The sequence below is a fragment of the Vibrio sp. 10N.261.52.C11 genome, from assembly GCF_041471405.1.
Taxonomy (GTDB): Bacteria; Pseudomonadota; Gammaproteobacteria; order Enterobacterales; family Vibrionaceae; genus Vibrio; species Vibrio crassostreae_C.
This window is the reverse complement of sequence record NZ_JBFROI010000011.1, coordinates 101,372-120,128: the sequence shown is the minus strand read 5'-3', so window position 1 is coordinate 120,128 and position 18,757 is coordinate 101,372. Positions and strand designations below refer to the sequence as shown.

The window sequence follows — 18,757 nt, the reverse complement described above, 5'->3', positions numbered from 1 at the left end:
AACTACGGTGTCAAAGTAAAAACACACCCAGCTCTGTAAATACGATTAGCAATGTTGAACTATAAGAAAAAGCTCAGAGCAAGAGCAAAGGAGTTGGCCAATGGAAAAGAAAATCAAAATCGGTATCAGTGCATGTGTTGCTGGACATAAAGTACGTTTCGACACAGGTCATAAACGCTCTCGTTTTTGTACAGACGACCTAGCAGACTACGTGGAATTGGAACCTGTTTGCCCAGAGATGGCTGTTGGTCTTCCAACCCCTCGTCCAACCATTCGTCAAACAAGAATGCTAGATGACATCATCCATGTTTCTCGCCCTGATGGCTCAGGTGATGTGACCAACGAACTGATCGAGTTCGGTCAAAACTACTCAAAGAAAAACCAACACATTGCTGGCTTTATTGTGTGTCAAAAAAGCCCAACCTGCGGCATGGAGCGCGTGAAGGTGTACCACCACCATGGTCGCGGCTCTGAATCGACAGGCATAGGCATGTTCACCCAACAAATTATGGACGGCAACCCGTTACTTCCCGTTGAAGAAAACGGCCGCCTTAACGATCCCATTTTGCGTGAAAACTTCATGACTCGAGTGTTCACTTACCAAAAATGGCTCGATCTTGTGGATGAAGGTGTGACCAAGCACAAACTGATTCAGTTCCACAGCGCCCACAAATATCTAGTCATGTGTCACCACGTTGAGGGTTACAAAAGCTTAGGCAAACTGCTAGCGGGTAATGATTTAGATATCGACGAACTAGCGGCTCAATACATCGAAGGCTTGATGACGGCGTTGTCTCATCACGCGAATCGAGGCAGTCACGCCAATACGCTGCATCATTTGCAGGGTTACTTTAAAAAACAACTGAGTAGCGCTCACAAGCAAGAGCTGACCAACCAGATCGCATCATTCAGAGAGGGCGTTGTTCCACTGCTAGTGCCACTGACACTGATCAATCACTACCTGATGGAATACCCGAACGAATACCTAGAATCACAGGTTTACCTAAACCCGCACCCTCAAGAACTTAAACTGAGATACGGATATTGAGCGACATACTATGGATACGACGAGACCTGCGGATTCACGATAACCCAGCGCTCGTCGCGGCAGTTGAAAACGGCGTAACGACCGCCGTTTTCATTTCAACGCCTCAAACGTGGCGGCAACACCACCTTGCGCCGATCAAAGCTGATTTCATCTATCGTCATCTAAAACAACTCGATTCCCAGCTCGCTGAATTCGGGATAACGTTGCTTCACCTGAAAGCTAGCGACTTTGACGACCAATCCAAACAGCTCATCGATTTGTGCCAGCAGCTTGATGCCAAGTGCGTCTACGCTAACTCTGAACCAGAGGTCGATGAACAAGCTCGCGATAAAAAGCTGATTTCAAGCGGCCTAAACCTGAAGATCAGCGATTGTGACGTTATGCTGCCACTCGGTAGCGTTCTCAACAAACAAGGCGAGATGTTCAAAGTCTTTACGCCCTTTAAGAACGCTTGGTTAAAAGAAGTTCAGGTGAAAGGCATCATCTGCAGTCCAGCTCCTGTCGAGTCAGCTGAACGTTCACAAACACAGCTTCCTGACGACTTACAAGCCTTAACCATCTCTGCTGACTATGATTTCGATTTTCCGCGTGTTGATTCGAGTCGCTGGCCATTAAGCCAAGATGTATTGGGCAATGTGATCCCCAATTTCTTAGGCAATAAAGTCAACGACTACGCACGTCTGAGAGATATCCCCTCAGTTAAAGGAACATCGGGGCTATCACCTTATTTAGCGATTGGCGCCGTGAGCCCACGTTGGTTAGCGATTCAATTGATTCAGCAGCAACCCGATCTGTTATTTGATACGCAATTACCGGCCTTTTGTTGGCTCAATGAATTGATTTGGCGAGATTTTTATAAGCATTTGATGTTCCACCACCCTAAACTGGTCAAAGGTGCTAACTTTCAGCAAAAATACAATGGTTTAGATTGGTATCACGATCATCCTAGCTTCAAAGCTTGGTGCGAAGGAAAAACAGGATATCCATTGGTTGATGCCGCAATGCGTCAACTGGTTGAAACGGGCTGGATGCACAACAGACTAAGAATGGTGGTGGCAAGCTTCCTAACCAAGCACCTGCTTATTGACTGGCGTTGGGGCGAGCGTTTCTTTATGTCGCACCTTATCGACGGAGACTTTAGTGCCAACAATGGTGGCTGGCAGTGGGCTTCAAGTACTGGCTGTGATGCTCAACCTTACTTCCGAATTTTCAATCCAATCACTCAGAGTGAAAAGTTTGATCCAAAAGGAATTTTTATTCGTAAGTACATACCAGAGCTGCAAAATATCCCAGATAAGCATGTACATTTCCCACATGACTTTATCGCTAAAAACGGAATAGACAGCGAATACTGGCAACCCATCGTTGAGCATAAAGAAGCACGATTGAGAGCCTTAGCCTTCTTCAAATAATTAGAGTGAATATTATGGATAACTCTCTATGGCTTGATAACTTTCTCAACATGTATCGAGAACTCGGAACCGACAATTTCGACGTGCTTAAGACGGTTTATCACCCTGATATTGAATTCCAAGATCCGCTGCATCATGTCAGCGGTATTTCGGCGCTTACGCACTACTTCGAGAACCTCTACACCCAAGTAACCAGCTGTTACTTTCATATCGAACACACTTTCGAAGCGAACGACGAAGCTTCCGTTTACTGGACGATGCAGTTTGCTCACAAGCAATTAAATGGGCAAAAGCCAATCGAAGTACAAGGGCACAGCCACCTTAAGATGCTCGACGGTCAAGTGGTCTACCACAGAGACTACCTCGACGTCGGCTCTATGTTGTACGAACACATTCCAGTACTGGGCTGCGCGATCAAATCCATCAAAAAGAGGGCGAGCCGATAATGCGTATTATGATTACAGGCGCGACCTCAGGTATCGGCCAATCCCTAGCTAAAGATTACGCTCAGCAAGGGCATCAGGTGATTGCTTGTGGCCGCAACTCAGACAAGCTGCAAGCCTTAGTTGACTCGCACGAGACAGACGTCGCGCATTCATCAATTTCACCGCTCTGTTTCGACTTGACTGATTACCACAACTTCCCAGAACTCGACCAAGACAAGCCGCTCGATCTGCTGATTTTAAATGCGGGTGATTGTGAGTACATCGACGACCCAGTGAATTTTGATGCCGAGCTTTTTGAGCGCGTCATCAACATAAACCTAATTTCAATTGGCTACGCCCTTAAAGCTTGGTTAAAAAACATCAAGCCCGGCGGCCGTTTGGTTTTAGTCAGCTCCAGCGCCAGCTTTTTACCTTTGCCAAGAGCCGAGGCTTATGGCGCTTCAAAGGCAGCCCTCACCTACTTAGGCAGAACACTTTCGGTTGATCTGGCAACGCACAACATTCATGTCTCAATTGTGCACCCTGGCTTTGTTGAAACGCCATTAACCGAGCGAAATACGTTCTCTATGCCTATGATTATTAGTAGTGAGGCCGCAACTCAGCGAATCGTAAATGGTATCGCTCAAGGAAAGAGTGAAATCGATTTCCCAAGACGATTCATCATGTTGATGAAGCTACTAAGAATGCTCCCAACTCCAGTTTGGCAAAAACTCGCTTCAAGGATGGTATAACAATGAAGAAAATCGCCATTATTGGTTCAGGTATCTCTGGACTCACTTGCGCGCATATATTAGATAAGCACCACGACGTAACAGTATTCGAAAAGAATGATTACGTTGGGGGGCACACCGCGACCGTTGATATTGAACATCAAGGCTCGGCGTTTTCGATAGATACAGGTTTCATCGTATTCAACGATCGAACCTACCCGAATTTCAATCAGCTTCTAGAACAACTCGATGTCGAAAGGCAACCGACTGAGATGAGCTTCAGCGTCCACAACACGACGACCAAGTTTGAATACAACGGCCACAGCATTAATTCGTTATTCGCGCAGAGGAGCAACATCTTCAAACCTCAGTTCTGGTCTTTAGTGTCTGACATTCTCAAGTTCAACAAGCTGTGTAAGGCTCAGTTTGAAAGCAATGAATTCACACCAGACGTTACCCTTGGCAGTTTCCTACGAGATAATCAATTTTCCGACTTTTTCAGCCAGCACTACATCTTACCGATGGGCGCGGCGATTTGGTCGACAAGCTTGGAAGAAATGGAAGAGTTTGAGCTCAAGTTCTTCATTCAGTTTTTCTACAACCATGGATTGCTCGATATCGCGAACCGTCCTCAGTGGTATGTGATACCAAAGGGATCGCGTTCTTATGTTGAAATCATCCTTTCACGCCTAAGTAAGACTGTTGCACTGAATACATCGATTAAACAAGTGACTCGCCAAGAAACAGGCGTCACGATTGAATTTGAAGATGGCAGAGCACAAGGTTTCGACGAAGTAATCTTTGCTTGCCACTCAGACCAAGCCTTACGCTTGCTTGGTGATGCAACAGAACAAGAGCAACAGGTACTGGGCGAGATCCCATACAGCCGCAATGAAGTGGTTCTGCACACCGATACTCGTTTGTTACCAGACAGAAAACTGGCTTGGGCAAGCTGGAACTACATGTTAGATGGCGACAGTAAACGACCTGCCTGTGTCACGTACAACATGAACATTCTGCAAGGCATCGAAAGCCAAGACACCTTCTGTGTCACCTTGAATCAAAGCGAAGCCATCGACCCAGAAAAAATTATTCGCAGCTTTGTTTATCATCACCCGGTACTTAATTCGAACACGGTCGAAGCTCAGCACAAGCGTGAGCAAATCTGTGGCAAAAACCAGACGCACTTTGCTGGCGCTTATTGGTATAACGGCTTCCATGAAGACGGTGTCCACAGTGCACTCGATGTGACCAAACGCTTCGGTTTAGATTTGAGTACGAGTTCCGCGCTATGAACAGTCAAACCCTGACACCCGAGATGGGGATCGCATCCGAAAAGAGTGAAGAGCTCAGCGGTATCTATTGGGGTAACGTCAGACATCGCCGCTTTGGCGACATCACTCATGAGTTCAGCTATCAGCTGTATATGATGGGGTTAGATCTTGATGAGCTGCCCCAAACCACAGCGCGCAGTGCGCTGTTCGGAACTCGTTGGTACAACCCGATTCGCTTTGTCGAATCGGATTATCTCGCTGAAAAAAAAGAAAATGTCACCACGGATGAACCAAAATCACTTAAGCAACGTATAGCTTCCAAAGTGCAACAACTTGGTGGGGTTTGGTCTGATTCAAACCGTGTGACGATGCTGGCTCAGTGCCGCTGTTTAGGCATCTACTTCAGCCCAATCAACTGCTTCTTCTGTTATGACGAAACTGGAGATTGTAAGTACATGTTGGCTGAGGTGAGTAACACGCCTTGGCGAGAAAGACACTACTATCTCATCGACATGCACCAAGAATTGAAGGTAAAAAAAGAGTTTCACGTTTCGCCGTTCATGGATTTGAACATGACTTATTTTTGGAAGATTAAGCCACCAGCGAAACGCACGTTAGTTCACATCGAAAGCCGCCGAGACGACAAGCTTTTCGATGCGACACTGGCTCTGACGAAGCAGTCAGTAACCAAGACAAACATTAGACGAACGGTATTCAAGATTCCGGCGATGACGATAAAAGTCGTGATGGGAATTTATTATCAGGCTCTCAAATTATTCCTGAAAAAAGTACCGTTTGTGGCGCATCCAGACTCAACGTCTTAAGCGCACATGAAAGAACTCAATTGAAGCTTGGGTTCGCTCCAATCAAGGAGCAGAACTCAGCTTAGTTGGCACAAAATATTAGAATGAGTTATCAGCGAGGTTTACATGGAACAGCTTGCCAAACAAAACAACAATATTGAACAACAAGCTAAAGCCGTTGCTGTTTCAAGCAACTGTAAATATCGAGCTTTAATCTTCAAGGTGTTAGAAAGCCTGCAATTCGCGACGCTCGAGATCATTGAGCGCGACGAGCATTCGGTGTTCGGTGATCGAGAAGCAGACTTGAAAGGTCGAATCGTGATTCATGATGCGACCTTTTTTAGAGATGTGGTCATCAACGGCAGTATCGGCGCATCTGAAGCGTACATCGATGGTAAATGGACCAGCCCAAATCTAACGCGTGTGATTCAAATCATGGCTCGTAACCAAGCCCAATTGGATGAGCTTGATGACAAGACACAATGGATTTCTCGCATCAAAAACCTATTGCTGCGTCGTAAGAATGCCAACACCGAGCAAGGCTCTAAGCGAAATATTCTCGCCCACTACGATATTGGCAACGAGCTGTATGAGCGCTTCTTAGATAGCTCGATGCAGTACTCTTCCGCAATCTACAGCGAAGACGCAGAAACCTTGTCGAAGGCTCAACAAAACAAAATGAAAACCATCTGTGAGCGACTAGAACTGTCTGAGAAAGATAGCGTGGTCGAGATAGGCACAGGGTGGGGCGGCTTAGCCATCTTCATGGCGCAACACTACGGTTGCCACGTCACCACTACCACGATCTCAGATGCCCAACATGCACTTGCTGAACAGAGAGTAAAAGCGCTTGGTTTAACCGACAAAATCACCCTGCTCAAAGAGGATTATCGCAATCTCACTGGTGAGTATGACAAGTTGGTTTCGATCGAGATGATAGAGGCGGTCGGACATGAGTATCTACAAACCTTCTTTGAAAAATGTTCCTCGCTACTTAAGCCCTCAGGCAAGATGCTGATTCAAGCAATTACTATTGCTGACAGCCGTTACGACAAATACCGCAAAGGTGTCGACTTTATTCAGAAGTACATCTTCCCCGGCGGTTGCCTACCTTCTGTTTCAGTGATGACCCAACACCTTGCGACCAGCACCGACCTTGTGGTTCAAGAAATTGATGACATTGGCCTGCACTACGCTCGAACGCTGAATGATTGGAACATCGCCTTTGAAAATAGTTGGGAAGAGCTAGAGTCTCTCGGCTATTCAGAAGAGTTTAAACGCTTATGGACCTTCTACTTCTGCTACTGTGAAGGCGCATTCAAAGAGCGCGTGATCAGCACTCACCATGTAGTCGCAAGAAAACCTCGTTACTTTGGAGAAAAAGATGAAGCGGTTTTGGATTATTAATCTCGTACTGTTTCAAGCGACCTGGGTTTGCAGTGCTTTCTTTACCGCGCAAGCCCCGTTCGTCACACCACTGATTGTAGTGGTTCACTTCCTTCTATCACCGACTCGCAGTAGCGATTTGAAGATACTCATTTTATTACCATTGGGGCTATTGCTTGATAGCCTCTTACTCCACTTCGGCGTGTTTGCCGTCGACTCTGAAATTGCGAATCAATCGTGGTTCCCGGTGTGGCTTGTCTGCCTGTGGATCATGTTCTTAATCAGTTTTAACCACAGCCTAAATTGGCTTTTAAAATGCTCGAAAGTGATCTTGTTTGTCATAGGGTTCGTAGCAGGTACTAGTAGTTATTGGGGAGGCATCAAAGCAGGTGCTCTTCTTACTACTTGGCCAGATGCATCGGTAGTTGCTGCCCTTGCAATAAGTTGGGGGATTTTGTTGCCCTTACTGGTGGCCGCCTACTCCAACTTAATACAACCTAAAATGGCAATAACGAGGTGACTTATGGCTTATCCACGCAACCCGACACAAACGTTCAAACCTGAGCGAGGTATTGTTCGCGCTCATCAGCAAGCAAAAAACACACTTCTAAGCTTTATTACTCTCCCGTTAATCTTTGCTGCGCTGTTATTTGCCGGACACGCTAGAGCCTCTGCTGTCGATGATCTGAACAAACGTGGTGAGGGTGAAATGAGTTACCTGTTTTGGACTCTCTACTCGGCAGAATTCTACGCGACTCCAACCAACTCCGAACGAGCTTTGAAGCTTGAGTATTACCGCTCTATCGATAGCAAAGACCTCGTAGACGCTACCGAAGATCAGTGGAACAAGCTTGGCTACTCTGACAGCAACATTCAACGTTGGTTGAAACCCTTGTACGCGATGTGGCCGAACGTGGAAGAAGGAAGCACACTCACGATTCGTGTCGCTGAAGATAACGTAAGTCGTTTTTATTTCGATGAACAACCGATCGGCACCATCCAAGACAAGCAATTTGGTGAAGCCTTTCTAGCGATTTGGTTGTCTGAAAACACCTCTGAACCCGGTCTTCGTAAACAACTTTTAGGTTTGAACAAATGAATCCAAAAACAACAATAATAAAATTTGCTCTAGCATTTTTTTCACTCACTTGGCTAGTGGGCTGTGGCTCTGCAAGTTTAGAAGACCATGTCGACACTACGCCAGAGCTCAAGCTTGAAACCTTTTTTAATGGCGAGCTAATGGCCTACGGCATGGTGCTAGACCGCTCTGGTAACTTACTGCGCCGCTTTGATGCCAAACTGATCGCGACTTGGGACGGTGACAACGGAAAAATAAAAGAGTGGTTCTCTTTTGCTGATGGCGAGCGCTCAACTCGCGTTTGGAATCTAATCAAAACGGGCGAAAACACCTATTCTGGGACTGCCAACGATGTCGTTGGAACCGCTTATGGTGAAACCCAAGGTTCTGCGCTGTATTGGAAATATGACTTAGAGATTGAAGTAGACGGCAGCACCTATGAAGTGGTGCTCGATGATTGGATGTTCTTAATGGACGATAAACGCTTGTTCAACAAGACTGAGATGTCTAAGTTTGGCTTTAAAGTCGGAGAGGTCATCTTATACATCGAGAAGATTTGATGTAACTGCTGTTTCTGATTCTTAGTTTTAAAACGATGACTACATCTACAGTACGTAACAAAACAGCCCACAACAAAAATTGTGGGCTGTTTTGTTTGATCCCTCGAATAGCATACCTGCATGCTCAAGCCATTGTGCTAAGATGCGCCACCAGCATACAAATGGACTAGACTGACACTAAGCAGTCCCCATTTGTTTCGCTAAGCGTAGATTCCCTACCATGAATAATTGAAAAGGCTTTAAAGCATGAGCAAGTTGACCTCAGCGGAGCGTAAAGCTCGCGACAATGAACGTTTCTCACAACGCGTAAACGACCGCAGAGAAAAAGGTGAAGACGTAGTTGCTTACGCACTGACCAACAAAAAAGCTGTAAAATTCCTGACTAAGTCAGAGAAAAAACGTTTCAACGAAACGAGAGCGACTCTGCAAGAAGAGAAGCGAGTGAAAGAACAAGAAGAGCTTAACCGAATCGAAGACGCGTTCACGATCAAACAGTTCGACGACGAATAATCACTTATGATTACTCAAAAGCGCTGGCTCTATGCCGGCGCTTTTACTTGTTAGTTCGTTGTTTTTTAACGCTGTTATTTCTTGCTAAACCCGTCGATTCTTAACGGCTTTCCCCCACTTTCTTAGCTCAGCCTTACCGCTCGACCGATCACCCAAGCTATCAACCTATCAACCTATCAACCAGGCTATCGATCAACTTTAGCCATAGATCTCAGAAAATCTTAGCCTAGCCCCTTACTATCTCGAATCAACTCTACAAATTGAAGACAGTATGATTTTAATTACCGGATCAAGCAGCGGTTTAGGCGCAGCGCTCGCGATACACTGCAACAGACGCTCAGCGCGTAGCCATTACAGGTCGCAATGCACAACGTTTAGCAGAAGTGGCGCAAGGCCTACCTGCGAATACCATTAGCCAAGCGTGTGATCTCTGTGACCCGCACTCAGTGAGCGAGTTATTGGATGCGTTACCTGAAATGCCGAAGCTGGTGATCCACAGCGCTGGCAGTGGGTACTTCGGTAAGATAGAACAGCAAGATCCAACCATCATCAGCGACATGCTGAAGAACAATATTGAGTCTTCGATCTTTTTGATTCGCGAGCTTGTACAGCGCTACAAAGATCAATCGGTCACCATCGCTGTGGTGATGTCGACGGCGGCACAAGGTGCTAAAGCTGAAGAGTCCACCTACTGCGCGGCAAAATGGGCCGTGAAAGGCTTTATCGAATCGGTAAGGTTAGAGCTAAAAGGTCACCCGATGAAAATCGTGGCGGTTTACCCTGGAGGAATGGCGACCGAGTTTTGGAATACAAGCGGTAAAGGCATGGATACCTCGAGCTTTATGACCGCGCAAGAAGCCGCTCAGATGCTACAACAGGCGTTGACCAGCACAGAGCATGGATTCGTGTCAGATATCACGATAAACCGCGGCTAGCAGGTAAACAGCTCGCTTAATCGGTAAATAGAGCGACACATTACCAAAGAAATGATTAGAGTAATTATTTGTGAGGGTGAGCATGAAAGTGTGCGACAATGCTCGGCGTAAATTCATATTCAAGGTTTATTATGAAACTTCTAGTTCGTAACCTATCGCGCTCTACCTCTGAGCAAGACATCCGTGTGCTATTTTCTGAGTTTGGCTCAGTAAAAGAGTGCAGCCTAGTTTTAGACCAAGAAACTGGCGACTCAAAAGGCTTCGCTTTTGTTGAAATGCCAGAGCAAGAAGAAGCTAAAGCGGCACTAAACAAGCTGAACTTGTCAAAGCTTGGCAAAAACACGATTCGTGTAAAAGTAGCGAACTCTTAATCGATTCAATGCTTCATCAGCCGCATGGCTTAGCTTAACAGCAGCACAGATGATAAAGCCCGTAACGATATGACGTTTTCCAGCGCAATATCGTTACGGGCTTTTTGCTGCTCGCAATTCTCTTTTCACACGATTTGAATACGCCTACAGACCTTCATGTTCATCAATAGCACGTCTTGCTTCGGCCATTGAACATCCAGATTCCATCACCAGCTGAGCCACAGTCATTGAAGGTGTAGCGGCCAACAGAGATGCCAAACACACCACGGGTTTAGGCAGCACTTTGTCGATTGCAATTGCTATCCAACCGTCTTTTTCATGGGTTAACATCGTTTTAAATTCAACGAGTTGATACTCTTGAGCGACCAACAGCCAATTACGCGAACGACGAACTCGTTTCAACTGACATCCACATTCCGCAGCATTCACCATCACTTGGCTTTTATCACTCACACGATGTACAAAACTATTCAATGGGACGCTAAACATAACTCTCTGCTAATCAATCTATTCCTACCATTCAAGAGCTCTCTACCTATCTCTCAAAACTTTCTAACTGTCACTCAATTAAAACCGTACGTAGGATTACACAGACACAAAAAAACCGCCAGTGATGCACTAAGCAACCTCGCGGTTTTTGGATGTTAACGTGTGTGGTTTACGCTTTAGTTTCTACCACAATGTCCGTTTTTACCGAGTTCGCGATAAAGCAGTTTTTGTGCGCCAAGTGGTGCAGTTTGTCGAGCTGCTTGGCGGTGGGCTTTTTGGTACCTAAAAACACAATTTTAGGGCGCAGAGTCACCTTAGTGACCGATGAGCGGCCAGATTCATCTTCTTCCAGCACACCAATCGCATCATCGACATAGAAGTCGATCACGTACTTCTGCTTTGCGGCAATGCCCAAAAACGTCAGCATATGGCAGCTAGAAAGTGCCGCGATAAACGCTTCTTCTGGATCAACATTCGCTTCCACCGAAAACGGCAGTGGCACAACATGTGGAGAGGACGAAGCAGGCACAGTGACACCACCATCGAACTCCCACGTATGACCTCGACTGTATTGATTGTCGCTAAAGACTTCATCTTCTGCTTTTTTCCAGCGAATGATCGCTCCGTATTCAGACATAATTTCTTCCCTTTTTAAAGCTCAATAAATTAACGATCAGCTGGATGATTGACACCATCGTTGGTCACCACATCACCAATATCAAAAGGATTCACCCCTTCCAAACAGCCGATGTTAAAACCGTATTCGTTTGGGCTAGAACGGCGCTGATGATGGGTATAGATACCGCAGTTTGAGCAGAAGTAATGCTTCGCGGTATTGGTATTGAATTGGTAAAGCTTGAGATGCTCTGCACCTTTAAGGATCTTGATGCCATCCAGCGCAACAGAGCCCACAATCGCTCCCCTGCGACGACAGATCGAGCAATCACAGCGGCGTGGTTTTTCTATCCCGTTAGGTAAACTGAGCTCTAGTTCAACCGCACCGCAATGGCAGGTTGCCTTGTGAAAAGGTTGGATAACCGTATCTCCGACGACTTTCATTTTTCTCTCCAATCACATCCTTATGTTGGTCGTATCATAACCAGTTCAATGTTCTCTGTCCGTACCCGGGTGTTGAGTTCGAGAGATCTATCATGCGCTGCTTCTCGGCTAATCTAACTAGACTTTTCAACCAAATCGCCAAACCGCTCAAACAAGAAATCAAGAAACAACCGGATACGCTTGGGCTGATATTTCTTGCTGATGTACACCACATTCAAATCGGCACTCGACACCGACATCGCGGTGTTGAAGTTCTTCATGTAGCCATTAAGTAGCGTCACAAGGCGTTGGTTATTGATGTCATCTTGCACATCGAGTACCGACTTCAACGCAATCCCTTCTCCTTGCAATGCCCAGTATCGAATCACTTCACCATCGTCTGAAAAGCGCTTCGGCACAACCGTCACAGCCTTCTTCATATCATGATCTTGAAAGTGCCATGTCTTGAGCTCTTCATTGCTACGCAGCATAGCCAAACAGTCATGTTCAACCAAATCTTGTGGCTTGATCGGCGTGCCGTGTTTGGCGAGATATTCTGGTGAAGCACACAGCACACGTCGGCTTGGTGACAAGCGTCTGGATATCAAACTGCTGTCGACCAGTTCACCATAACGGACCACGATATCCATGCCAGATTCAGCAATATTCGAGAGGTTATCGTTTAAATACAGGTAAGGGATCACGTCCGGATACTGCTGGCAAAACTCCGAAAGTATAGGAAGAATGTACTGCTTTCCGATGTCTTTAGGCGCGGCGATTTTTAGCGAGCCTTTGACTTCTTTTACGCCATTTTGAATCAGGTTTTCGGCCTCACTGACGTTGTCTAAAATCTCCAAACATGCCTTGTGATACAGCTCCCCTGAGTCGGTCAAAGACACATGACGCGTGCTTCGATTCAACAACTTCACACCATATCGTTCTTCAAGCGCCTGCAGCCTTGCTGTCATGGTCGCAGGAGAAAGCCCTAACTCTCGCCCCGCCGCCGCTAACCCGTGATGCTTAACAATACTGACGAACATCGCCATATCTGAAAACTTATCCATACGATTCTCGCTTCCACCTCTTTGTCTTACTTCTCGATCTTAATGCTCGATTTGAATACTCAGTCACACTATTCAGGTTAACCGAATAATGAATTTATATTTTAACCAATTATCAAATTTAGTCGAATAAATATAATGGCAAACATCAACAGAACAACGCAGGAATTCAGAGCATGACTAACGAATCGACTAAACAAGAGAAACACACTTTCGTCATCATTGGTGGCACATCAGGTATCGGCAAAGCACTAGCGATGCAACTAAGAAACGAGAACAACACGGTACATATTGCTAGCCGACACACAGGCGTTGATATCACCGATGAAAAGTCGATTTGTGAATACTTCGAATCGATTGGCGTGTTTGACCACTTAGTCGTAACCGCTGGCTCATCCGCTCCCGCAGGAAAAGTAACAGACGTAGCAACCGCAGACGCCAAGACAGCTTTTGACACTAAGTTTTGGGGCAGCTTAAACGTAGCCAAACATGCCGCACGCTACATGACGCCAAACGGCTCTATCACCTTCACAACTGGCATGTTGTCACGCAAGGTTGTGGCAGGCACTTACGTAAAAACCGCCATCAACGCCGCACTAGAAAGCGTAACCAAAATACTGGCGAAAGAGCTATCACCCATTCGAGTCAATGCCGTTAGCCCGGGTTTAACCATGACGGAAGCCTACAAAAACATGGACGATTCCGCTCGTACAAGCATGTACGACAACGCCAAAAATAACCTACCCGCAGGCAAGGTTGGCGAGCCTTCAGAGATAGCCATGGGTTACCTGTTCGCAATTAATAACCCATACGTCACTGGGTCAATCATCGATATCGATGGCGGCGCTCTACTCGGCTAACACTCCGCAAAGAAGCAAAGACATAAAGAACAATCGTTAGGGCGTGTATCTCACGTCCTAACAAACAAGAATTAACACAGGTACTTCACTATGAAATCAGAAGCGATCCATAAAGAAAAGATCCCATTCCAAGTTTGGATACTGACACTCGCAGCTTTTGCCATCGGCACCGCTGAGTTTGTTATCGCAGGCATCCTTCCACAAATTGCCACATCCCTTTCGATCACCGAAGGTCAAGCCGGCTACCTAATTAGTGCTTACGCATTGGCTATCGTTATTGGTGGCCCGATCTTAACCATCTACCTCGCACGTTTTAACAAGAAGATGGTACTGATTGGCTTAATGGCTTTGTTCATCATCGGCAATATCTTGTCAGCCTTAGCTCCTAGCTACCCACTTCTACTTGCAAGCCGCGTTATCGCAGGTTTAGTGCAAGGTCCTTTCTATGGCATAGGTGCAGTTGTCGCGACCAATTTAGTGTCTGAGAAAATGGCAGGTCGTGCTGTTGGTCAGATGTTCGCTGGCTTAACGCTCGCTAACGTTCTTGGGGTTCCCGCAGGAACTTGGGTGAGCTTGCAATTCGGTTGGCACACTACTTTCTTTACCGTGGCAGCACTTGGCACTATCGCGATGCTTGCCATTCTGACTTCGATTAAATCGACCGGTCATAGTGAAGCGAAAGACATCAAAACTCAGCTTCTAGCGTTCAAAAACCCAATGCTGCTGATCAGCTTGGCAATCACTGCTTTTGCTTGGTCTGGCTTCATGACGCTATACGGATACCTTGCGCCAATCGCTATGCACATCACCGGCTACGGTCAAGAGTCTGTTACTTGGATCTTAGTGATTGTGGGTGTCGGCTTAATCATCGGTAACACCTTGGGCGGACGCTCTTCAGATAAAAACCTAGGCAAAGCTTCAATGTTTTGGGCCGTTGCAATGATCGTGTCATTGGTTGTAGTTGGCCTTGTGGTAGACAACAAAATCCTCTTCGTTGCAGCTGCATTTGTCTTTGGTATTGCATCATTTGCGAACGTCCCTGCCATGCAACTTCGAGTAATGAACCACGGTGGCGAAGGCCAAGAGCTAGCAGCAACTGCGAATATCTCAGCGTTTAACTTAGCCAATGCCTTTGGTGGATTCCTTGGCGGCATGGTACTCGACAGCCAACTAGGCGCAGGCATGATTCCATTCGCAGCCGTTGTTGTCCCAGTGATTGGTTTGCTGCTTATCGCCAAAGCCAACCGAGCGGGCAAGCCACAAAGCAACTCTATTTTCAGCCCAGAAGAAAGCAAATAACGCGACTTCTCGCCCCAATACAAAACGAAAGATCACAGCATTAAAACAAGGTAGAAACCATGAACAAATTATTTGAAAAATCAGAACTGAAAGGCCTAGAACTGCAAAATCGCGTGGTTATGGCACCCATGACACGCGCTCGCACTAGCCAACCTGGAAACGTGCCCAACGACATGATGGCGACTTATTACCAACAACGAGCAAGTGCAGGACTTATCATCACTGAAGCCACACAAATTTCAGATGACTCTCAAGGTTACTCATTCACACCCGGCGTTTATACCGATGCGCAAATCGAAGGTTGGAAATCAGTCACCACAGCAGCAAAAGAGCAAGGTGCCGCGATCTTCTGCCAACTATGGCACGTAGGCCGAGTATCACACCCTACCTTTCAAAAAGGCGAGTTGCCGATTGCACCTTCTGCACTGGCACCCATAGAAACGCAGGTTTGGATCTCTGATGAAAATGGTAACGGCAACATGGTGGATTGCATCCAACCAAGAGAGATGACCCAAGCAGACATCGATCGTGTTGTTCAAGATTTTGCTAACTCAGCGAAAAAAGCTGTCGAGGCAGGGTTCAACGGAGTGGAAATCCACGGTGGTAATGGCTACCTCATCGATCAATTCCTAAGAACCAATTCAAATAAGCGCACCGACAACTATGGTGGCAGTCGTGAGAACCGACTTCGCTTTCTAATTGAAGTCGTGGATGCGGTAATTGAAGCGATTGGTGCTGACAAAGTGGGCGTACGTTTAGCCCCATTCATCACCTTCAAAGACATGAACTGCCCAGACATCGTGCCAACGATTTTAGAAGCGTCAAAGGAACTGCAGGCTCGTAATATCGCTTATCTACACCTATCAGAAGCCGATTGGGATGACGCGCCTGTGATACCTGAAAGCTTCCGTGTCGAACTAAGAGAGTTGTTCTCTAACACCATCATCGTTGCTGGCAGCTACACACCAGAACGCGCCGAAGAAGTGTTAAGCAAAGGCTACGCCGACCTTGTCGCATTTGGTCGCCCATTCGTTGCGAATCCAGATCTCGTTTCACGCCTACAAAACGGCAGTGAACTATCCGATCTTGATGGCGCCACTCTGTTCGGCGGCAACGAAAAAGGCTACATCGATTATCCAGCGTTGTAGTGAATTTGGAGGAGATGATTGTTTCTAACCACTAGAAACATTTCCGACAGGCAAAAGAAAGGCTCGCGTGACTAGTGCGAGCCTTATGCAGTTTAGGGGGTAAACCACAATCTAGTTTAATCTTAAGATTAATTATTTAACTTATGAGCCATTATGCACTTGTGCGCATTGATATTCTATTTTTAAATGATTCACTGCAATTAATCAATCGATAAAAGTTAGCGTTTGGTCAATTTAAACCACATAAATAACAGTGATTTAGTGAACGACGTCTAGAAAATCATCATAAAATCCATAGAAATCATATTTATAGACTTCTCATTTGCCAATACCCTTCACCATTAGTCGCGAGTTGGCTGTGTAAATAATCAAGCGTATCCGCGACCGTTCCCGCAATGCCTTGGGGAGGATTGAACAACAGTAAACCACTGCCGATCAGGCGATCATCCCCCTTAGGATCACGAAGGCGAAGTTCCGACTTAATCGGGCTTGGCAGCAAACCATCTTTCACTGCAGTTATACAGTGGTTCAAAATCAGTGAGCTCTTGTCATCCGTGTAGAGCGGGTACCAAATTAGTGCAGATACCTTCTCAGATTGCTGATACGCCTTAACCAAGGCATCAATCACCGCGAGATATTCAGAATCGGTTTCATAGGGCGGGTCGATAACAATCAGGTGATGGTTGTCGTGTTTTGCTATGTCGTCAGGCAGTGCTTTCAAGCCATCGCCAGCGGTAATGGTGAGCTTACTTGAAACATCAAGATCGCGTTGCAGCTTCTCAATGTTGGTTTGTAATAAGTCGGCTTCATCTTGCTGAATGTCTGAAAAATAGAAGCTATCTTGGCTGCGGCCTTGTTGGTAGGTGATGGCTGCAGAACCCGGATAGAGAGAGATAAGTTGGTTCGGATTGTAGTATTCCAGCACCGACATAAAAGAAGCGAATGCCGGAGGAAGATAAGCCTTGTTTCGCCACAAGTACCCAACCCCTTCAGCAAACTCACCAGCATGATTACTTGGTGCAGTGTTGAGGTCATAACACCCTGTACCAGAGTGCGTGTCGATAACATTGAGGCGTGAATGTTGCTGCATTAATGACCGAACAAGTGCACTCAATACTGGATGCTTTAGCGCATCACCATGGTCGCCTACATGACATTGATGTCGATATTCCATTCCCTTGCCTCATTTCTACGAACGTCATCTAAACATACTTCATATCATGAGGGCTTGCCTGCTCAATCCATCGTTTTTTGAAATAGGCTCTCTTTTCTGTAACTGTTTGACTCTTATAAAAAATAAAGCCCCTCGTTTTACTATAAACGAAGGGCTTTGTTGACGTTACTGACTAAGTTGTACTGTTAACCAATAGATAACCTAAGGGTACTCACCCTCAACTTCTACCGGCGCTTTCACTTGGTAGTGACAAGGCTGTAGACCAAGTAACTTAGGCAGTGTGATACCTACTGAAACTGAAGACCACGTACCGCTGACAATACCTACAACCAGTGCAATCGCGAAACCTTGCAGCGCAGCGCCACCAAGTAGCCAAAGCGCAGATACGGTGATTAGGGTTGTACCTGAGGTCACCATGGTGCGTGAGAAGGTCGCTTTAACCGATTCGTTAAGCAGGTTATCAGTGTCACCATTTGGATTACCACGCAGCATTTCACGAACACGGTCGGCAATGATGATCGAGTCATTCAATGAATAACCTAAAATCGCCAACACAGCCGCTAACACAGTCAGGTTGAACTCGAACTGAGTAAAAGCGAACAGACCCAAGATAAGCGTCACGTCATAGATGATTGCGGCTAGGGCGCCGAGTGCTAAACGCCATTCAAAACGTACACTCAGGTACAGCATGATCATTAGGAAACACACCAATACCGCTAAGCCACCTTGGTCAACCATGTCTTGACCGACTTGAGGGCCAACCACGCTGCTGTTAAGCACTTTTACTTGGTCGCTGACAGAAGACAAAGCATCCACTAAGTTTGGCTGTGGAGCATCTGTCAGTTGGCTATAACGGATTGTCCAGCGATCCTGTTCTGCCATACCAACCACTTGCACGTCTTGTTGGAAAGCTGCATCAAGTTTTGTTTTTAACGCATCTTTGGTGACTTGATCAGAGAGCTGAACCTCGGCAACCACACCACCTGTGAAGTCCAAGCCCCAGTTAAAACCTTTCACCGCCACCAGCATCACAGAGCTCATGAACAGCACAATAGATATCGCAGACATCACCTTACGAAGGCGAGTCATATTCTTATCCGAAATATAGCTATTTGAAAAATAGCGGTCTGAAATAGTCATTTTTGAAGTACTCAT

The 18,757-nt window shown here is 46.2% G+C and carries 21 protein-coding genes and 1 pseudogene; 16 read left to right on the top strand and 6 right to left on the bottom strand.

What is annotated here, in order from left to right:
• The first annotated feature begins 100 nt into the window (after nucleotides 1–100).
• The 13 genes and pseudogenes from AB4323_RS04100 to AB4323_RS04040 all read left to right on the top strand — a co-directional run bounded on the left by AB4323_RS04100 (nucleotide 101) and on the right by AB4323_RS04040 (nucleotide 10,533).
• Entirely contained in the window at nucleotides 101–1,048 is a 948-nt protein-coding gene (locus AB4323_RS04100) for a DUF523 and DUF1722 domain-containing protein (RefSeq protein ID WP_017060965.1), read from the top strand.
• A complete protein-coding gene (gene phrB, locus AB4323_RS04095; protein WP_065583940.1) occupies nucleotides 1,045–2,460 on the top strand; it encodes a deoxyribodipyrimidine photo-lyase in 1,416 nt (471 codons plus the stop codon). Before AB4323_RS04100 ends, phrB begins: the two co-directional genes overlap by 4 nt.
• Before the next feature lie 14 nt (nucleotides 2,461–2,474).
• Nucleotides 2,475–2,906: a nuclear transport factor 2 family protein gene (locus AB4323_RS04090; protein ID WP_017061283.1), complete on the top strand. Its 432-nt coding sequence runs from the start codon at nucleotides 2,475–2,477 to the stop codon at nucleotides 2,904–2,906.
• Complete coding sequence (locus AB4323_RS04085) at nucleotides 2,906–3,637, top strand: SDR family NAD(P)-dependent oxidoreductase (RefSeq protein ID WP_017061282.1); 732 nt, start codon at nucleotides 2,906–2,908, stop codon at nucleotides 3,635–3,637. Before AB4323_RS04090 ends, AB4323_RS04085 begins: the two co-directional genes overlap by 1 nt.
• A gap of 2 nt (nucleotides 3,638–3,639) precedes the next feature.
• Nucleotides 3,640–4,911, top strand: a complete 1,272-nt coding sequence (locus tag AB4323_RS04080; protein WP_102393346.1) for an NAD(P)/FAD-dependent oxidoreductase — start codon at nucleotides 3,640–3,642, stop codon at nucleotides 4,909–4,911.
• Complete coding sequence (locus AB4323_RS04075) at nucleotides 4,908–5,714, top strand: DUF1365 domain-containing protein (protein WP_017061280.1); 807 nt, start codon at nucleotides 4,908–4,910, stop codon at nucleotides 5,712–5,714. The genes AB4323_RS04080 and AB4323_RS04075 overlap by 4 nt, the downstream gene beginning before the upstream one ends.
• Before the next feature lie 105 nt (nucleotides 5,715–5,819).
• Nucleotides 5,820–7,100 carry a class I SAM-dependent methyltransferase gene (locus AB4323_RS04070; protein WP_372151687.1) on the top strand — a complete coding sequence of 427 codons (1,281 nt, stop codon included), beginning with the start codon at nucleotides 5,820–5,822 and terminating at the stop codon, nucleotides 7,098–7,100.
• The gene (locus AB4323_RS04065; protein ID WP_017061278.1) at nucleotides 7,078–7,599 is read left to right on the top strand and encodes a DUF2878 domain-containing protein; all 522 of its coding nucleotides are present in this window, start codon (nucleotides 7,078–7,080) and stop codon (nucleotides 7,597–7,599) included. The genes AB4323_RS04070 and AB4323_RS04065 overlap by 23 nt, the downstream gene beginning before the upstream one ends.
• 3 nt (nucleotides 7,600–7,602) lie before the next feature.
• Nucleotides 7,603–8,178 carry a chalcone isomerase family protein gene (locus tag AB4323_RS04060; RefSeq protein ID WP_017061277.1) on the top strand — a complete coding sequence of 192 codons (576 nt, stop codon included), beginning with the start codon at nucleotides 7,603–7,605 and terminating at the stop codon, nucleotides 8,176–8,178.
• Nucleotides 8,175–8,717, top strand: a complete 543-nt coding sequence (locus AB4323_RS04055) for a DUF3833 domain-containing protein (RefSeq protein WP_065583946.1) — start codon at nucleotides 8,175–8,177, stop codon at nucleotides 8,715–8,717. The genes AB4323_RS04060 and AB4323_RS04055 overlap by 4 nt, the downstream gene beginning before the upstream one ends.
• A 246-nt stretch (nucleotides 8,718–8,963) precedes the next feature.
• Nucleotides 8,964–9,227 (top strand): hypothetical protein, encoded by a 264-nt coding sequence (locus AB4323_RS04050; RefSeq protein ID WP_017061275.1) that lies wholly within the window; start codon nucleotides 8,964–8,966, stop codon nucleotides 9,225–9,227.
• A gap of 271 nt (nucleotides 9,228–9,498) precedes the next feature.
• Nucleotides 9,499–10,162, top strand: a pseudogene (locus AB4323_RS04045) (SDR family NAD(P)-dependent oxidoreductase).
• 131 nt (nucleotides 10,163–10,293) lie between these two features.
• On the top strand, nucleotides 10,294–10,533 hold the full coding sequence (locus AB4323_RS04040) for an RNA-binding protein (RefSeq protein WP_017061273.1): 240 nt from the start codon (nucleotides 10,294–10,296) through the stop codon (nucleotides 10,531–10,533).
• Nucleotides 10,534–10,677: 144 nt separating this feature from the next.
• Here the strand turns inward: AB4323_RS04040 and AB4323_RS04035 are convergent, their stop codons facing one another.
• The 4 genes from AB4323_RS04035 to AB4323_RS04020 form a co-directional block, all read right to left on the bottom strand.
• Nucleotides 10,678–11,022 carry a ribosome recycling factor family protein gene (locus AB4323_RS04035; RefSeq protein ID WP_017061272.1) on the bottom strand — a complete coding sequence of 115 codons (345 nt, stop codon included), beginning with the start codon at nucleotides 11,020–11,022 and terminating at the stop codon, nucleotides 10,678–10,680.
• Nucleotides 11,023–11,191: 169 nt separating this feature from the next.
• The gene (locus tag AB4323_RS04030; protein WP_372151685.1) at nucleotides 11,192–11,659 is read right to left on the bottom strand and encodes an OsmC family protein; all 468 of its coding nucleotides are present in this window, start codon (nucleotides 11,657–11,659) and stop codon (nucleotides 11,192–11,194) included.
• 29 nt (nucleotides 11,660–11,688) lie between these two features.
• Entirely contained in the window at nucleotides 11,689–12,081 is a 393-nt protein-coding gene (locus AB4323_RS04025) for a GFA family protein (RefSeq protein WP_017057647.1), read from the bottom strand.
• Nucleotides 12,082–12,194: 113 nt separating this feature from the next.
• On the bottom strand, nucleotides 12,195–13,124 hold the full coding sequence (locus tag AB4323_RS04020; protein WP_229647557.1) for a LysR family transcriptional regulator: 930 nt from the start codon (nucleotides 13,122–13,124) through the stop codon (nucleotides 12,195–12,197).
• A 173-nt stretch (nucleotides 13,125–13,297) separates the two neighbouring features.
• On the opposite strand from AB4323_RS04020, the gene AB4323_RS04015 reads away from it, so the two are divergent.
• From AB4323_RS04015 to AB4323_RS04005, 3 genes are all read left to right on the top strand, one after another.
• On the top strand, nucleotides 13,298–13,981 hold the full coding sequence (locus tag AB4323_RS04015) for an SDR family oxidoreductase (RefSeq protein WP_017081308.1): 684 nt from the start codon (nucleotides 13,298–13,300) through the stop codon (nucleotides 13,979–13,981).
• Nucleotides 13,982–14,071: 90 nt separating this feature from the next.
• Nucleotides 14,072–15,280: an MFS transporter gene (locus tag AB4323_RS04010; RefSeq protein WP_372151683.1), complete on the top strand. Its 1,209-nt coding sequence runs from the start codon at nucleotides 14,072–14,074 to the stop codon at nucleotides 15,278–15,280.
• Nucleotides 15,281–15,339: 59 nt separating this feature from the next.
• Nucleotides 15,340–16,428 (top strand): alkene reductase, encoded by a 1,089-nt coding sequence (locus AB4323_RS04005; protein WP_065583951.1) that lies wholly within the window; start codon nucleotides 15,340–15,342, stop codon nucleotides 16,426–16,428.
• Between the two features lie 307 nt (nucleotides 16,429–16,735).
• Here AB4323_RS04005 and rlmJ read toward each other — a convergent pair whose 3' ends face one another.
• Nucleotides 16,736–17,602, bottom strand: coding sequence for a 23S rRNA (adenine(2030)-N(6))-methyltransferase RlmJ (gene rlmJ / locus AB4323_RS04000; RefSeq protein WP_102332309.1), 867 nt, complete (start codon nucleotides 17,600–17,602; stop codon nucleotides 16,736–16,738).
• A 201-nt stretch (nucleotides 17,603–17,803) separates the two neighbouring features.
• Nucleotides 17,804–18,757, bottom strand: a complete 954-nt coding sequence (gene secF, locus AB4323_RS03995; protein WP_372151680.1) for a protein translocase subunit SecF — start codon at nucleotides 18,755–18,757, stop codon at nucleotides 17,804–17,806.

Coding starts and splice junctions, on each gene's coding strand:
- AB4323_RS04100 (WP_017060965.1), top strand. CDS start 101: ATGGAAAAGAAAATCAAAATCGGTATCAGTGCATGTGTTGCTGGACAT.
- AB4323_RS04090 (WP_017061283.1), top strand. CDS start 2,475: ATGGATAACTCTCTATGGCTTGATAACTTTCTCAACATGTATCGAGAA.
- AB4323_RS04085 (WP_017061282.1), top strand. CDS start 2,906: ATGCGTATTATGATTACAGGCGCGACCTCAGGTATCGGCCAATCCCTA.
- AB4323_RS04080 (WP_102393346.1), top strand. CDS start 3,640: ATGAAGAAAATCGCCATTATTGGTTCAGGTATCTCTGGACTCACTTGC.
- AB4323_RS04075 (WP_017061280.1), top strand. CDS start 4,908: ATGAACAGTCAAACCCTGACACCCGAGATGGGGATCGCATCCGAAAAG.
- AB4323_RS04070 (WP_372151687.1), top strand. CDS start 5,820: ATGGAACAGCTTGCCAAACAAAACAACAATATTGAACAACAAGCTAAA.
- AB4323_RS04065 (WP_017061278.1), top strand. CDS start 7,078: ATGAAGCGGTTTTGGATTATTAATCTCGTACTGTTTCAAGCGACCTGG.
- AB4323_RS04060 (WP_017061277.1), top strand. CDS start 7,603: ATGGCTTATCCACGCAACCCGACACAAACGTTCAAACCTGAGCGAGGT.
- AB4323_RS04055 (WP_065583946.1), top strand. CDS start 8,175: ATGAATCCAAAAACAACAATAATAAAATTTGCTCTAGCATTTTTTTCA.
- AB4323_RS04050 (WP_017061275.1), top strand. CDS start 8,964: ATGAGCAAGTTGACCTCAGCGGAGCGTAAAGCTCGCGACAATGAACGT.
- AB4323_RS04040 (WP_017061273.1), top strand. CDS start 10,294: ATGAAACTTCTAGTTCGTAACCTATCGCGCTCTACCTCTGAGCAAGAC.
- AB4323_RS04035 (WP_017061272.1), bottom strand. CDS start 11,022: ATGTTTAGCGTCCCATTGAATAGTTTTGTACATCGTGTGAGTGATAAA.
- AB4323_RS04030 (WP_372151685.1), bottom strand. CDS start 11,659: ATGTCTGAATACGGAGCGATCATTCGCTGGAAAAAAGCAGAAGATGAA.
- AB4323_RS04025 (WP_017057647.1), bottom strand. CDS start 12,081: ATGAAAGTCGTCGGAGATACGGTTATCCAACCTTTTCACAAGGCAACC.
- AB4323_RS04020 (WP_229647557.1), bottom strand. CDS start 13,124: ATGGATAAGTTTTCAGATATGGCGATGTTCGTCAGTATTGTTAAGCAT.
- AB4323_RS04015 (WP_017081308.1), top strand. CDS start 13,298: ATGACTAACGAATCGACTAAACAAGAGAAACACACTTTCGTCATCATT.
- AB4323_RS04010 (WP_372151683.1), top strand. CDS start 14,072: ATGAAATCAGAAGCGATCCATAAAGAAAAGATCCCATTCCAAGTTTGG.
- AB4323_RS04005 (WP_065583951.1), top strand. CDS start 15,340: ATGAACAAATTATTTGAAAAATCAGAACTGAAAGGCCTAGAACTGCAA.
- rlmJ (WP_102332309.1), bottom strand. CDS start 17,602: ATGGAATATCGACATCAATGTCATGTAGGCGACCATGGTGATGCGCTA.
- secF (WP_372151680.1), bottom strand. CDS start 18,757: ATGAGTACTTCAAAAATGACTATTTCAGACCGCTATTTTTCAAATAGC.